Raw genomic sequence first — 14,976 nt, forward strand, 5'->3', positions numbered from 1 at the left:
GCGCGGAGCGACGGTACCCGCGCTCAGGCAAGGGTGGACGCGATGAGACGCGACGTCGCGCGCAAGTACTTCTTGCGATACCCGCCGCTGAGCATCTCGGCCGGGAAGACCTGATCGAGGGAGAGTCCGGTTGCGCGGATCGGGAGCTGGGCGTCGTAGACGCGGTCGATGAAGGCGACGAAGCGGAGAGCCGCCGACTGGTCGTGGAAGGCGCGCACATCCCGCATCCCGATCATTCCGACGCCGTCGATGAGACGGATGTAGCGCGAGGGATGAACACGGGCGAGATGGGCGATGAGCTCGTCGAACGCGTCGTCCGAGACGATCGTCCGCGTCGCGGCGTCGGCGATCGTGCGGGCGTACTCGGCGTCGTCGAGGGTGACGGCGTGGCCGTCGAGCGAGCGGTGCCGGTAGTCGGTGCCGTCGATGCGGATGGTCTCGAAGTTCGCCGCCATCGCGTGGATCTCACGGAGGAAGTCCTGCGCGGCGAACCGGCCCTCACCGAGGGCGTTCGGCGGGGTGTTGGACGTCGCGGCGAGCTTCGTGCCGCCGGCGACCAGTTCCCCGAGAAGCCGGGTCATCACCATCGTGTCGCCCGGGTCGTCCAGCTCGAACTCGTCGATGCACATGAGGTCGGTGCCGCGAAACAGCTCCACCGTCTTCTGGTAGCCGAGCGCCCCGACCAGCGCGGTGTACTCAATGAACGAGCCGAAGTACTTCCGCCGTGCGGGCATCGCGTGATAGACCGCGGCGAGCAGGTGGGTCTTCCCGACGCCGAATCCGCCGTCGAGATAGACGCCCGGCTTGGTCTCGGGCTGCTTCTTCGCGCGCCGGAACAAGCCGCCGCGCTCGGGGGCGGGGCCGCCTCCGACGAAAGACATCAGGTAGTCCTTCGCGCCCTGCTGCGACGGATACTCAGGGTCGGCCCGGTAGGAGTCGAAGGTCGCCGAGGCGAACTGCGGCGGCGGGGTCAGGGCGGCCACCATGTCGGCACCGGAGATCTGCGAGTCGCGACTCGTGAGGTGGATGACACCGGTTCCGGTGCGGGTTGCAGTCATGAACGTCCTGTGTCGCCGTCTTACGGATGTCGAAGCCGAGGGTGCGACACGGCGCAGCGGATCCTAGGCTCGAGGGGACGGTTACACCCTACGCCGTCCATCCGTCTCCCCCGACATCTCGAGGAGTGTGCCCCGTGCCCGTGGAGTTCGATACGTCATCGCCCAAGTTCGCCGAGTACGCCGACCCGGGGCGCCTGGTGACCGGCGCGTGGCTGGAGGAACGATTGGGGACTCCCGGGCTGGTGGTGGTCGAGTCCGACGAGGACGTGCTGCTCTACGAGACGGGCCACATCCCGGGCGCCGTGAAGGTCGACTGGCACACCGAGTTGAACGACCCCGTGGTGCGCGACTACGTCGACGGCGAGGGCTTCGCCGAGCTGCTCAGCCGCAAGGGGATCGCGCGTGACGACACGGTCGTGATCTACGGCGACAAAAACAACTGGTGGGCCGCCTACGCCCTGTGGGTGTTCTCGCTCTTCGGCCACGAAGACGTCCGGCTGCTCGACGGCGGCCGCGATCGGTGGATCGCCGAGGGGCGGCCCCTGACGACGGAGGCGAGCACCCCGGCCGCCACCGACTACCCCGTCGTCCCGCGGGACGACACCGCCCTCCGCGCCTACAAGGAGGACGTGCTCGCCCACCTCGGCAACCCGCTGATCGACGTCCGCTCGCCCGAGGAGTACAACGGCACCCGCACGACCGCCCCCGCCTACCCCGAGGAGGGCGCGCTGCGCGCCGGCCACATCCCGAGTGCGAAGAACGTGCCGTGGGCGCGGGCCGTCGCCGAGGACGGCGGGTTCAAGCCCCGCGCGGAGCTCGAGCAGATCTACCGCGACGAGGTCGGACTCACCGGGACTCAGCCGATCGTGGCCTACTGCCGGATCGGCGAACGCTCCAGTCACACCTGGTTCGTCCTGCGGCACCTCCTCGGCTTCTCCGACGTGCGCAACTACGACGGGTCGTGGACCGAGTGGGGGTCGGCGGTGCGAGTGCCGATCGTGGCCGGCGACGAGCCGGGAGAGCTCCCCGGCCGCGCCTGAGTCGCCGGGCGGGCGCGCCGAGGGCGTGGGAGGATGGCGGGGATGACTTCCCCCGACGTTTCCTCGGATGTTCCCGCCGCCCTGGCGGCGATCCGCGACGACTTCCTCGAACTCCCCGAGCAGGAGCGCCTGCAGCTCCTGCTGGAGTTCTCGCATGACCTCCCGGCCATCCCCGATGAGCTCGCCGATCACCCTGAGCTGCTCGAGCGCGTGGCCGAATGCCAGTCGCCGGTGTTCATCATCGTGGACGTCGGCCCCGACCAGATCGTGGCGATGCACGCGACCGCGCCGGCTGAGGCGCCGACCACGCGGGGCTTCGCCAGCATCCTGGTCCAGGGGCTGAGCGGCCTCACGGCCGACGAGGTCCTCGCCGTCCCCGACGACTATCCCCAGAGCATCGGCCTGACCCGTGCGGTGTCGCCTCTGCGGATTGCGGGAATGACGGGCATGCTCGGGCGCGCGAAGCGTCAGGTGCGCGCCAAACGGGGCGATACCGCGGGATGACCGCGCCGGGTTCGGGACGCGACTCCGCGTCGGCGGGGCGCTGGGTGACAGAGGTCATCCCGAGCTCCCTCGAGCGCGTGGACACCGCCGACGACACCGCAGCCGAGTGGATGTCGCGGCGCTACCGCAGCCCGCACGCGGCGTTCGTCCGTCTGAATATGGTCACCACGCTGACCGGTTCCTCGGCGGGCGAGGACGGATCCAGTACGTCCATCAGCTCGCGCGTGGACCGGATGATCCTCGGTGCGATCCGCCGTGAGGCCGACGTGGTCGTCGTCGGGGCGGAGACCGTCCGTGCGGAAGGCTCCGTGCTGCCGAAGACCGCCCGCCTGGCGATCGTGACCGCCTCGGGCGCGCTCGGCGGCGGCTCGCTTCGGCGCCGTGATGGCCGGGAAGCCCCGCCGGCCCTCCTCCTCTGCCGTCCCGAGCACGCCACCCGGGTGGCCGCCGCGATCGGCGACGCACCCGCCGAGGTCGTCGCCGTGCCGTCTTCGGACTCGCCCGGTGAAGACGCCGCGCGGCTGCATCCGGCCGACATCGTGCGCGCGCTGCGCGAACGCGGTCTCAGCCGCATCGTGTGCGAGGGCGGCGCGGGCCTGGCGACGCAGTTCGTGCAGTCGGGGGTGGTCGACGAGGTCTGCGTCACCGTCTCACCGTTCCTGGAACCGGTGCACCACCCCTTCCTGTCCCTCGCTACACCGGTGGCGTCCGAGGTCACGGGGATGCTCGTCGACGACGCCGGCTTCAGCTACCGGCGTCTGACGATCCGCCGTTGAGTTGCGAGGGCCCGCCGTCTGCGTCGTCGGGCCGGGTGCCGTCGACGTCGACGCTCAGCCCATGGCGCCCGAGCCACGTGCGGATCGCGCTGCTCCACCGCTCCTGGTCGTAGTTCCACAGCTTGGTGTGCCGTGCCACGTCGAAGACGATGAGTTCGACCAGGTCGGGGCGGGCGACCACGAGATCGTGTGAGGCGTCGGAGGGCACGAACCCGTCGTCGTCGCTGTGCAGGATGAGGATGGGGTGGCGCAGCTCGCCGGCGCGCGCCACCACGTCGAGCTGGTCGAACGGGATCGGTCCGCCGGTGCGGGTCAGCGGTGTCGTCCACTCGCTGGCAAGGGCGCCGAGGGCGAGACCCGTCACCGGCGCCGGGAGCCCCATCATCTTCGCCTGGTAGTTCAGGACGATCCGCCAATCGACGACGGGCGACTCGAGGATGAGACCGGCGATCACTTGACGGTGTGGGGAGTTCAACGAGACCTGGAGCGCGATCGCGCCGCCCATCGACCACCCCATCAGGATGATCCGCCGGGCGCCGCGGCGGCGGGCGAAGCCGACGGCGGCGTCGACATCGCGCCACTCGGTGGCGCCGAGTGCGTAGGTCCCGGTCCGACTGCGCGGAGCCTCGCCGTCATTGCGGTAGGACACGACGAGGGAGGTGATCCCGAGGGCGTGGAACACCGGCACGGCGCGGAGGCATTCCGAGCGAGTGGTGCCGCGTCCGTGGATCTGGATGACCCAGGTCTCGGTCGCCTCGTCGGAGGGTTCCGCCGGGAAGAGCCACGCTGGACACGGCCCGACCCCGGAACCGATGAGTTCGGAGGAGAAGGGTAGGTGCAGCTCTTCGGGGCGTTCGTAGTACCACCCGCTGAAGGCGGCGTCCGGCGCCACACCCGCTCCGGGGGGAACGTGAGTGAGGAGCTTGCGCTTGACGGCGAGGGCGTCTTCGTCGAGCACGGACCCGAGCTTGAGGTAGCCGGTGTCGCCGGCGGTGAACAACCCGTAACGCCCGGGGAGGACGGTGTCCTCGGTGCGGGAGAGCGTGATGGTCTGAGCGGCGGGATCGACCGCCAGGATGCGGGTGTCGGCCACCCGGACGGCAGGCGTCACCACGCGCCGCGCGACCCGCACCGACACCACGGCGAGCACACCGACGGCGGCGGCGAGGGCAGCGCTGAGGATGGCGACCGCAGCCCGGACTCCACCTGCGAACCCGGGTGTGGCGCCGGAGGGTGCGGCGCGCCTGGAGTCGACCATCGAGCGATCACTCTAGTCTGTCCGCGTGGCTGACCAAGGAACCCCGGCGACGACGGCGTTCGCTCTCGCCGCGGAGGCCGTGCGGGCGACGACGTTCCGAGAGGACTTCGTGGTGCGGGAGATCCCTGCGCCGGCGGGCCTCGCGCCCGACGCGATCGCGCTCGCCGGAGACGTGCGGCCAGACGACGACGGCGTGGATTCACCCTACGGAACGGGCCGCTTCATCCTTCTTCACGACGAGTCCGAACCGGCGGCGTGGGGAGGGCCGTGGCGCATCGTCTGCTTCGCACAGGCACCTCTGGAAGCCGACATCGGTGTGGATCCGCTGCTGGCCGACGTGGCCTGGTCGTGGCTGATCGACGCCCTCGACTCGCGTCACGCCGCGTACCATTCGGCATCGGGCACCGCGACCAAGACCCTGTCGAAGGGTTTCGGTTCGCTCGCGGAGGAGGGGGACGGCGCCCAGATCGAGCTGCGGGCGTCCTGGTCTCCGGACGGCGACATGACCCTGCATGTGGAAGCCTGGAGCGAACTGGTCTGCATGCTCGCCGGGCTCCCGCCGGGGTCGGAGGGCATTGCGGTCTTCGGTCCCCGGAGGACGATGCGTGACTGACTACACCGTGATCGCGGACGCGGGCTCCTTCGCGCGCGCCGTCTCGGCTCTCCGGGACGCCGAGGGCCCGGTCGCCGTCGATGTCGAGCGCGCCTCGGGTTTTCGTTACTCCCAGCGGGCCTACCTCATCCAGGTCCATCGCCGCGGCGCCGGGGTGCACCTGTTCGATCCGCCCGTCCTGGCGGACTTCTCCGCCCTTCAGGAGGCCATCGGCGACGCCGAGTGGGTGCTGCACGCAGCCAGCCAAGACCTGCCGTCGCTTCGCGAATTGGGCCTCGAGCCCACCGAGATGTTCGACACCGAACTGGCGGCGCGTCTTCTGGGACACGAGCGGGTCGGGCTCGGCGCCGTCGTGGAGGACACTCTCGGCATCAGCCTGGCCAAGGCGCACTCGGCTGCGGACTGGTCGACCCGGCCTCTGCCCGACTCATGGCTGGAGTACGCCGCGCTGGACGTCGCGCATCTCATCGACGTCCGCGACGTCCTCGTGGCGGAGTTGGCGGAGCAGGGCAAGACCGAGTTCGCTCGCCAGGAGTTCGCCGCCGTGCTCGCCCGGGAGCCCAAGCCGGTGCGCGACGACCCCTGGCGACGCCTGAGCGGGCTGCACACCGTGCGGGGCCGCCGGGCGCTCGCCGTCGCCCGCGCCCTCTGGACGGCGCGGGAGGAGTACGCGCGGGAGCAGGATGTCGCACCGGGCCGCCTCGTCCCCGACCGTGCCCTCGTCGCGGCGATCCGCGCCGATCCCACCTCCAAGCAGGAACTGGCCGGCGTGAAGGAGTTCACCGGTCGCGCCAGCCGCAGCCAGCTGGACCGATGGTGGAACGCCATCCAGGAGGGTCGCACCGCCACCGACCTGCCGCCCGACCGCCTTCCCGGCACCGACACCGTTCCCCCGCCGCGCGTGTGGCCCGACCGCAACCCCGCCGCGGACGCGCGGTTGAAGGCCGCCCGCCCCGTGGTGGAGGAGCGCGCCGCCGCGCTCTCGATGCCCACCGAGAACCTTCTGACCCCCGAACTCCTGCGCCGCGTCGCCTGGGCGCCGCCCGCCGAGATCACCGCGGCGACACTCGGGGAATTCCTGCGATCTCTCGGCGCCCGGCCATGGCAGATTGACCAGACTGCACAGATCATCGCCAATGCCTTTGTCGAATCCGTGCAAAACGGCTCGACGGCCCCGGAGAGCACTTCGTAGGTTGCGCCCAACCGATTCCCCGCGGTTTCGGCGGCCGACCTACGCTCGCTCACATCCCTGATCTTTGGAGGCTTAAGTGGCCGAGCTTTCGGACGTCTTCTTCGTCGACGGTATGCGTACCCCCTTCGGGCGCGCCGGCGAGAAGGGCATGTACTGGAACACCCGGGCTGATGATCTCGCCGTGAAGGCGACCATCGGGCTCATGGAGCGCAACCCTTCGGTGCCGAAGGACCGCATCGACGATGTCGCCATCGCGGCGACCTCCCAGACCGGCGACCAGGGTCTCACCCTCGGTCGCAGCGTCGCCCTCCTCGCGGGGCTGCCGCAGACCGTCCCCGGTCTCGCGATCGACCGGATGTGCGCCGGCGCGATGACGAGCGTCACGACGATGGGCGCCTCCATCGGCGTCGGGATGTACGACCTCGCGCTCGCAGGTGGCGTCGAGCACATGGGGCACCACCCCATCGGCGGCAACGCCGACCCGAACCCCCGCTTCGTCGCGGAGAAGATGGTCGACCCGGGCGCCCTCAACATGGGTGTCACGGCGGAGCGGATCTTCGACCGCTTCCCCCACCTCACCAAGGAGCGCTCCGACCGGTACGGCATGCTGAGCCAGCGCAAGGTGCAGGCCGCCTACGACGCCGGCAAGATCCAGTCCGACCTCGTCCCGGTGGCGATCAAGGGCGCGGACGGCGCGTGGGGCCTGGCCACCGAGGACGAGGGGCGCCGCCCTCAGACCACGATGGAAGACCTCGCGGGGCTGAAGACGCCGTTCCGCGCGCACGGCCGCGTGACGGCCGGAACCTCCTCGCCGCTCACCGACGGCGCCACGATGTCGCTCCTGGCCGGCGGCGCCGCCGTCAAGGAGCTCGGTCTTCGCCCGAAGATGCGAATGGTCTCGTTCGGCTTCGCCGGCGTCCAGCCGGAGATCATGGGCATCGGCCCGATCCCGTCCACGGAGAAGGCGCTGAAGCGGGCCGGACTGAAGATCGATGACATCGGTCTGTTCGAACTGAACGAAGCCTTCGCGATCCAGGTCATCTCCTTCCTCGACCACTTCGGCATCGCCGACGATGACCCCCGTGTGAACCCCTGGGGCGGAGCGATCGCCTTCGGACACCCGCTCGCTGCATCCGGTGTGCGCCTGATGATCCAGCTCGCCGCCCAGTTCGCCGAGCGGCCCGACGTCCGGTACGGACTGACGGCGATGTGCGTGGGCCTCGGTCAGGGCGGCTCGGTCATCTGGGAGAACCCCCACTACGACGGCAAGAAGCGCAAGTAAGGGCACGCGAAGATGACGAACTACAGCGATATCGACTTCTCCCCCCTGTCCGCCCTCACCGACGATGAGGTGGTGACCCACTCCCCCGTCCGCGACATCCGTCTGCCCTCGGGCAAGGTGCTCGCCCTGATCACTCTGGACAACGGGCGGGACCACACCCGCCCGAACACCCTCGGCCCGGCCACCCTCACCGAGCTCGGTGAGACGCTGACGGCGCTGAAGAAGCGAGCGGATGCCGGTGAGATCGACGCCGTCGCGATCACCGGCAAGCAGTACATCCTGGCCGCCGGCGCCGACCTGAGCGACATCACGAAGGTCGAATCGCGCGACACCGCGAAGCTGGTGGCGCAGCTGGGTCACCACGTCCTCGGCATGCTCTCCGAGCTCGGTGTGCCCTCCTTCGCCTTCGTCAACGGGCTCGCCCTCGGCGGCGGCCTGGAGATCGCACTGAACTCGACCTACCGCACCGTCGATGCGTCCGCCGCGGCGATCGCCCTCCCCGAGGTCTTCCTCGGCATCATCCCCGGATGGGGCGGCGCGTACCTGCTGCCGAACCTCATCGGCATCGAGAACGCTCTCGAGGTCGTGATCTCGAACCCGCTGAAGCAGAACCGGATGCTGAAGCCCCAGCAGGCGTACGACTACGGCATCGTCGACGCCATCTTCCCCGCGGCGAACTTCCTCGAGGATTCGCTGCGCTGGGCCGACGGGGTGCTCGGCGGCCGCAAGGTCGAGCGTAAGAACGAGCCGGGCAAGATCGAGCGCCTGACCAAATGGCCGATCGCGATCAAGATGGCCCGCGGCATGCTCGAATCGAAGATCGGCACCGTGCCGCGCTCGCCCTACGTCGCGCTCGATCTGCTGGACAAGGCCAAGTCCGGAACGAGGGCCGAGGGATTCGCCCGGGAGGACGAAGCCCTTGCGGACCTCGTGGTGGGCGACCAGTTCGCGGCGTCGATGTATGCGTTCGATCTCGTGCAGAAGCGCGCGAAGCGCCCCGTCGGCGCCCCCGACAAGGCCCTGGCGAAGCCGGTGACCAAGGTCGGGATCATCGGCGCGGGACTGATGGCCAGCCAGTTCGCGCTCCTGTTCGTGCGGAAGCTCCAGGTTCCCGTCCTCATCACCGACCTGGATCAGGCGCGCGTCGACAAGGGCGTCGCCTACATCCACGACGAGATCGGCAAGCTGGAGGCCAAGGGGCGTCTGGACGCCGACTCCGCCAACCGCCTGCGCGCGCTCGTGACGGGGACGACCGACAAGAGCCTGTACGCCGACTGCGACTTCGTCATCGAGGCGGTTTTCGAGGAGGTCGGGGTCAAGCAGGCCGTGTTCGCCGAGATCGAAGCGGTCGTCGCCGAGGACGCGATCCTCGCGACCAACACCTCGTCCCTCTCGGTCGAGGAGATCGGCGCGAAGCTCGCGCACCCCGATCGCCTCGTCGGGTTCCACTTCTTCAACCCGGTCGCGGTCATGCCTCTCATCGAGATCGTCACGACACCGAAGACCTCCGACGCGGCGCTGTCCACCGCGTTCGTCGTCGCGAAGGGGCTCGGCAAGAACGCGGTACTGACCGCCGATGCGCCCGGCTTCGTCGTCAACCGTCTGCTGGCCAAGGTCATGGGCGAAGCCGCACGCGCGGTGTACGAGGGCACCCCCGTCGTCGACGTCGAGAAGGCCTTCGCGCCGCTGGGGCTTCCGATGGGCCCGTTCCAGCTGATCGACCTCGTGGGATGGAAGGTCGCCGCGCACGTGCAGGACACCATGGTGCGCGCGTTCCCCGATCGGTTCTACGCCAACGAGAACTTTCACGCCCTGGCGGAGCTGTCCGAGGTGGTCGAGAAGGACAAGTCGGGCCGGGTCACCGGCTTCACCAAGGCCGCGGAGAAGGTCCTCAGAGGCCATGTGGGTGACAGCCCGGCCTCGGCCGACACCATCCTCACCCGCGTCCAGGACGGACTCGCACAGGAGATCCGCATCATGCTCGATGAGAACGTCGTGCCGGCCGTCGAGGACATCGACCTGTGCCTCATCCTGGGGGCCGGCTGGCCGTTCATCGACGGGGGCGCATCTCCCTACCTCGATCGCGAAGGGGCGTCCCAGCGCGTGTTCGGCGACACCTTCCATCACCCGCCGATCCGCGGTGTCGCGTCGCGGGGTTGACCGCCCGGTGTCATGAGGATGGCCCCCAGCTCACGCTGGGGGCCATCCTCATGGTCCGTCGGCGGGGCCTCTCAGCTCCCGGCAGTCGTCACTTCTCCGCGTCGCTGAGCCGCGCGGGCTCGGCGAGCCAGAGCGACCCGTCGTCGCCGCTCGGACGCGCGACCGGGATGCGCGTGCCCAGCACCTGCGAGACGACGTCCTGCGCGATCTTGGTCGCGGTGAGCCCGGCGTCCTCCAGGATCTGCTCCCGGCTGGCGTGGTCGATGAACTCATCGGGCAGGCCCAGCTCGTCCACCGCGGTGTCGATCCCCGATTCCCGGAGCACCTGCCGCACGCGCGTGCCGATGCCACCGACCCGGATGCCGTCTTCGATCGTGATGACCAGGCGGTGGGACGCTGCGAGGTCGACGATGGAGGGCTGCACGGGCACGACCCAGCGGGGGTCGATGACGGTCGCGCCGATCCCCTGGGCGCGCAGGCGATCCGCGACATCCATCGCCAGATGCGCCATGGGTCCGATACCGATGATGAGGACGTCCTGAGCGTCCGAACGCGACAGGACGTCCACGCCGTCCGCCAGACGCTCGATCGCCGGCAGGTCGGGGCTGACGTTCCCCTTCGGGAACCGCACCACCGTCGGGGCGTCCTCCACCGCGACGGCCTCACGGAACTCTTCACGCAGACGCTCGGCGTCGCGAGGCGCGGCGATGCGGATGTGCGGCACGATCTGCAGCATCGCCAGATCCCACATCCCGTGGTGGCTCGGCCCGTCGGGCCCGGTGACGCCCGCGCGGTCGAGGACGAAGGTGACGCCTGCGCGGTGCAGCGCGACATCCATCATCACCTGGTCGAATGCGCGATTCATGAACGTCGCGTAGATGGCCACCACCGGATGCAGACCGCCGAACGCCAGACCCGCGGCGGACGCCGCGGCGTGCTGCTCGGCGATGCCGACGTCGTAGACGCGGTCGGGGAACCGCTGCGCGAACGGCAGCATGCCGGTCGGACGGAGCATGGCCGCGGTCATCCCGATGATCTCGGGACGCTCCTCGCCCACTGCGACGAGCTCCTCGGCGAAGACGTCGGTCCAGAGCGTTCCGGAGCCGCCGCCCAGAGGCTCACCGGTGACGGGGTCGATGCGGCCCACGGCATGGAACTGGTCGGCCACGTCGTTGCGGGCCGGCTCGTAGCCGCGGCCCTTCTCGGTGATGGCATGGACGATCACGGGAGCGCCGTGCGCCTTGGCCAGCTCCAGCGTCTCGATCATCGCCTCGAGGTCGTGCCCGTCGACAGGACCGAGGTACTTTATGTCGAGATTGGAATACAGCGCCTCGTTGTTGATGAACCGCGCGAGGAAGCCGTGGGTGCCCCCGCGGACGCCGCGATACAGAGCGCGGGCGGCGGGACCGAGGCGACGGAAGAGGTCGGCCGACCCCCGTGCCAGCGTCTCGTAGCCCTCCGTCGTGCGGACACGGTTCAGAAACCGCGCCATGCCACCGATCGTCGGGGCGTACGACCGTCCGTTGTCGTTGACGATGATGACCAGGTTCCGGTCGTTGTCGTCCGTGATGTTGTTCAGGGCCTCCCACGTCATGCCGCCCGTGAGCGAGCCGTCCCCGACGACAGCCACCACGTGGCGATCCCGACGGCCGGTCCGACTGAGCGCCCGTGAGACGCCGTCGGCCCAGCTCAGCGAACTGGACGCGTGAGAGGACTCCACGACGTCGTGGACGCTCTCGGAGCGCTGCGGGTACCCCGCCAGGCCGCCGCGTGAGCGCAGCTGGGAGAAGTCCTGACGTCCGGTGAGGAGCTTGTGCACGTACGACTGATGACCGGTGTCGAAGATCACCGGATCCTGCGGGGAATCGAAGACCCGGTGAAGCGCGATCGTGAGTTCCACCGCCCCGAGGTTGGGTCCGAGATGTCCGCCCGTGCGGGAGACATTCTCGACCAGGAAGGCGCGGATCTCCGCGGCCAGTTCGTTGAGCTGTTCGATGCTGAGCCCGTCGAGGTCACGAGGGTTCGAGATCGTGTCGAGGATCGCCACAGGTCTCCTTTCGCCGGGAAATCCGTCGTCCCCGGGCGAGGAGACGGATGCGCGTGGTGCGAGTCTAACGCCGCCCGGGTCGGGGTGACGCGGAAGCGCCCGGCCGGTTTCGACGCCGGCCGGGCGCGTGGTCGCCGATGCTCAGACCAGGGAACGCAGCACGTACTGCAGGATGCCGCCGTTGCGGTAGTAGTCCGCTTCGCCGGGGGTCTCGATGCGCACGACGGCGTCGAACTCCACCCGCGCCTTCCCCGCCCCGGAGGCGTCGGTCGGCTCCGCGGTGACGCGCACCGTCTTCGGGGTCGATCCGCTGTTGAGCTCCTCGATGCCGGTGATCGTGAACGCTTCGGTGCCGTCCAGGCCCAGCGAGGACGCCGACTCCCCCGCGGGGAACTGGAGCGGGATGACACCCATGCCGATGAGGTTCGAGCGGTGGATCCGCTCGTAGCTCTCCGCGATGACGGCGCGGACACCCAGCAGGCGGGTGCCCTTGGCTGCCCAGTCGCGCGACGAGCCCGACCCGTACTCCTTGCCGGCGAGGATCACCAGCGGCACTCCGGCCTGCTGGTAGTTCTCCGAGGCGTCGAAGATGAAGGACTGCGGTCCCCCGTCCTGGGTGAAGTCGCGGGTGAAGCCGCCCTCGACGCCGTCTAGGAGCTGGTTGCGGAGCCGGATGTTGGCGAACGTGCCGCGGATCATGACTTCGTGGTTTCCTCGGCGCGAGCCGTAGGAGTTGAAGTCCTTCTTGTCGACGCCGTGCGACTGCAGGTACTGCCCCGCCGGGCTGTCGGCCTTGATCGATCCCGCCGGCGAGATGTGGTCGGTGGTGACCGAGTCGCCGAGCTTGGCGAGCACACGGGCTCCGGCGATGTCGCCGACCGGCTCGGGCTGCAGCTCCATGCCCTCGAAGTACGGGGGCTTGCGCACGTAGGTCGATGCATCGTCCCACTCGAAGGTCGCGCCGGTCGGCGTGGGAAGCGATCGCCACCGCTCGTCACCCTCGAAGACCGCGCCGTACTGCTTCTCGAACATGTCGGTCGAGATCGACGAGTCGATCGTCTGCTGCACCTCGGCCGGGCTCGGCCAGATGTCCTTGAGGAAAACGTCGTTGCCCTGGTCGTCCTTGCCGAGCGGATCGGTCTCGAAGTCGAAGTTCATCGAACCGGCCAGCGCGTAGGCGATCACGAGCGGCGGGCTCGCGAGATAGTTCATTTTCACATCGGGGTTGATACGCCCCTCGAAGTTGCGGTTACCCGAGAGCACGGCCGTCACGGCGAGATCGTTGTCGTTGATCGCGGCCGACACCTCTTCGATGAGAGGTCCGGAGTTGCCGATGCACGTGGTGCAGCCGTAGCCGACGGTGTAGAAGCCCAGCGCCTCGAGGTCGTCGGTCAGCCCCGCCTTCTCGTAGTAGTCGGTGACGACCTTCGAGCCCGGGGCCATCGTCGTCTTCACCCACGGCTTGGCCTTGAGGCCCTTCTGCGCGGCGTTGCGCGCCAGAAGGCCGGCGGCGAGCATCACCGACGGATTGGAGGTGTTCGTGCACGAGGTGATGGCCGCGATCGTGACCGCACCGTGGTCGAGCGTGTAGGAGGTGCCGTCGGCGGTGGTGACGGACGTCGGCTTGGACACCGCCGCCGGGGCGTGGCTGCGGTGCTCGGTGGTCGCGACCCGGTCGGAGATGTTCTCGTCGTCAGGGGTGAAGCCGACCGGATCGGATGCCGGGAACGTGCCCTCCACCGCTTCGTCGACCCGGGTCTCGGGTGAGGCGACGGCGTAGTCGAGGAGGTCTTTCTCGAACTGGGTCTTCGCGGCGGTCAGCTCGATGCGGTCCTGCGGACGCTTGGGTCCGGCGATCGAGGGGACGACCGTGCCGAGATCCAGTTCGAGGTACTCGCTGAAAACGGGCTCCCGCGACGGGTCGTGCCAGAGCGTCTGGAGTTTGGAGTACTGCTCGACCAGCGCGAGCTGCTCGTCGGAGCGGCCGGTGAGACGCAGGTAGTCGATCGTGACGTCATCGATCGGGAAGATGGCGGCGGTGGAGCCGAACTCGGGGCTCATGTTGCCGATCGTGGCGCGGTTCGCCAGCGGCACGGATGCCACTCCGTCGCCGTAGAACTCGACGAACTTCCCCACCACGCCGTGCTTGCGCAGCATGTCGGTGATGGTCAGCACGACGTCGGTCGCCGTGACGCCGGCGGGAATGGTGCCGGTGAGCTTGAATCCCACCACCTTGGGGATGAGCATCGAGACGGGCTGGCCGAGCATGGCCGCCTCCGCCTCGATGCCGCCCACGCCCCAGCCGAGTACGCCCAGTCCGTTGACCATGGTGGTGTGCGAGTCGGTCCCGACGCACGTGTCGGGGTAGGCGCGGAGGCTCCCCCCGACGGTCCGTGTGTAGGTGACTTTCGCGAGGTGCTCGATGTTCACCTGGTGCACGATGCCGGTGCCGGGAGGAACGACCTTGAAGTCGTCGAACGCCGTCTGGCCCCAGCGGAGGAACTGGTAGCGCTCGCCGTTGCGCTCGTACTCGATCTCGACGTTGCGCTCGAAGGCGTCAGGACGGCCGAAGAGGTCGGCGATCACCGAGTGGTCGATCACGAGCTCGGCGGGCGCAAGCGGGTTGATGCGGGTGGGGTCCCCGCCGAGGTCGGCGACGGCCTCGCGCATGGTGGCGAGGTCGACGATGCAGGGGACGCCGGTGAAGTCCTGCATGACCACGCGGGCCGGGGTGAACTGGATCTCCGTGTCGGGTTCGGCGGTGGGGTCCCACGAGCCGAGCGCCTCGATCTGCTGCTTGGTGACGTTCGCTCCGTCTTCGGTGCGCAGCAGGTTCTCCAGCAGGACCTTGAGGCTGAACGGCAGCTTCTCGTGTCCCGGGACCGCGTCGATGCGGAAGATCTCGTAGTCGGTGCTGCCGACCGTCAGGGTGCTCTTGGCACCGAAGCTGTCAACTGTGGACACGTCTGTCTCCTTCGTCGGCCGCGAGGACGCGAGCAGTTCCCGCATCCCCATCTTCGCTGGCCGTCGGTGTGGCGGCTAGCAA

General features: G+C 69.2%; 11 protein-coding genes. 7 read left to right on the top strand and 4 right to left on the bottom strand.

What is annotated here, in order from left to right; genetic code table 11:
* Nucleotides 1-23 precede the first annotated feature (23 nt).
* Nucleotides 24-1,058 (bottom strand): cell division protein ZapE, encoded by a 1,035-nt coding sequence (gene zapE / locus HDC37_RS04820; RefSeq protein WP_179559277.1) that lies wholly within the window; start codon nucleotides 1,056-1,058, stop codon nucleotides 24-26.
* A 134-nt stretch (nucleotides 1,059-1,192) separates the two neighbouring features.
* Between zapE and HDC37_RS04825 the strand changes: the two genes are divergently transcribed.
* Genes HDC37_RS04825 through HDC37_RS04835 form a run of 3 tightly spaced genes read left to right on the top strand, consistent with a single transcriptional unit; the run spans nucleotide 1,193 to nucleotide 3,378 of the window.
* Nucleotides 1,193-2,098, top strand: a complete 906-nt coding sequence (locus HDC37_RS04825) for a sulfurtransferase (protein WP_179559278.1) — start codon at nucleotides 1,193-1,195, stop codon at nucleotides 2,096-2,098.
* Between the two features lie 42 nt (nucleotides 2,099-2,140).
* Nucleotides 2,141-2,602, top strand: coding sequence for a SufE family protein (locus HDC37_RS04830; protein WP_179559279.1), 462 nt, complete (start codon nucleotides 2,141-2,143; stop codon nucleotides 2,600-2,602).
* Nucleotides 2,599-3,378, top strand: a complete 780-nt coding sequence (locus tag HDC37_RS04835; protein ID WP_179559280.1) for a dihydrofolate reductase family protein — start codon at nucleotides 2,599-2,601, stop codon at nucleotides 3,376-3,378. The genes HDC37_RS04830 and HDC37_RS04835 overlap by 4 nt, the downstream gene beginning before the upstream one ends.
* Here HDC37_RS04835 and HDC37_RS04840 read toward each other — a convergent pair.
* Entirely contained in the window at nucleotides 3,347-4,636 is a 1,290-nt protein-coding gene (locus tag HDC37_RS04840) for a S9 family peptidase (RefSeq protein ID WP_179559281.1), read from the bottom strand. The two genes, HDC37_RS04835 and HDC37_RS04840, sit on opposite strands and share 32 nt — an antisense overlap.
* Nucleotides 4,637-4,661: 25 nt before the next feature.
* Between HDC37_RS04840 and HDC37_RS04845 the strand changes: the two genes are divergently transcribed.
* The 4 genes from HDC37_RS04845 (at nucleotide 4,662) to HDC37_RS04860 (ending at nucleotide 9,883) form a co-directional block, all read left to right on the top strand.
* Nucleotides 4,662-5,249 (top strand): DUF3000 domain-containing protein, encoded by a 588-nt coding sequence (locus HDC37_RS04845; protein ID WP_179559282.1) that lies wholly within the window; start codon nucleotides 4,662-4,664, stop codon nucleotides 5,247-5,249.
* A complete protein-coding gene (locus HDC37_RS04850; RefSeq protein ID WP_308472093.1) occupies nucleotides 5,242-6,441 on the top strand; it encodes an HRDC domain-containing protein in 1,200 nt (399 codons plus the stop codon). Before HDC37_RS04845 ends, HDC37_RS04850 begins: the two co-directional genes overlap by 8 nt.
* A 76-nt stretch (nucleotides 6,442-6,517) precedes the next feature.
* Nucleotides 6,518-7,723: a thiolase family protein gene (locus HDC37_RS04855; RefSeq protein ID WP_179559284.1), complete on the top strand. Its 1,206-nt coding sequence runs from the start codon at nucleotides 6,518-6,520 to the stop codon at nucleotides 7,721-7,723.
* 12 nt (nucleotides 7,724-7,735) lie between these two features.
* Entirely contained in the window at nucleotides 7,736-9,883 is a 2,148-nt protein-coding gene (locus HDC37_RS04860; protein ID WP_179559285.1) for a 3-hydroxyacyl-CoA dehydrogenase NAD-binding domain-containing protein, read from the top strand.
* Nucleotides 9,884-9,971: 88 nt separating this feature from the next.
* Here HDC37_RS04860 and dxs read toward each other — a convergent pair whose 3' ends face one another.
* Nucleotides 9,972-11,930: a 1-deoxy-D-xylulose-5-phosphate synthase gene (gene dxs / locus HDC37_RS04865; protein WP_179559286.1), complete on the bottom strand. Its 1,959-nt coding sequence runs from the start codon at nucleotides 11,928-11,930 to the stop codon at nucleotides 9,972-9,974.
* 141 nt (nucleotides 11,931-12,071) lie between these two features.
* The gene (locus tag HDC37_RS04870; protein WP_308472094.1) at nucleotides 12,072-14,894 is read right to left on the bottom strand and encodes an aconitate hydratase; all 2,823 of its coding nucleotides are present in this window, start codon (nucleotides 14,892-14,894) and stop codon (nucleotides 12,072-12,074) included.
* Between the last annotated feature and the right edge of the window lie 82 nt (nucleotides 14,895-14,976).

This window comes from Microbacterium sp. AK009, assembly GCF_013410955.1.
Lineage (GTDB): Bacteria > Actinomycetota > Actinomycetes > Actinomycetales > Microbacteriaceae > Microbacterium.

Excerpts from the sequence above, each read along its gene's own strand:
- zapE (WP_179559277.1), bottom strand. The coding sequence starts at position 1,058 with ATGACTGCAACCCGCACCGGAACCGGTGTCATCCACCTCACGAGTCGC.
- HDC37_RS04830 (WP_179559279.1), top strand. The coding sequence starts at position 2,141 with ATGACTTCCCCCGACGTTTCCTCGGATGTTCCCGCCGCCCTGGCGGCG.
- HDC37_RS04835 (WP_179559280.1), top strand. The coding sequence starts at position 2,599 with ATGACCGCGCCGGGTTCGGGACGCGACTCCGCGTCGGCGGGGCGCTGG.
- HDC37_RS04840 (WP_179559281.1), bottom strand. The coding sequence starts at position 4,636 with ATGGTCGACTCCAGGCGCGCCGCACCCTCCGGCGCCACACCCGGGTTC.
- HDC37_RS04860 (WP_179559285.1), top strand. The coding sequence starts at position 7,736 with ATGACGAACTACAGCGATATCGACTTCTCCCCCCTGTCCGCCCTCACC.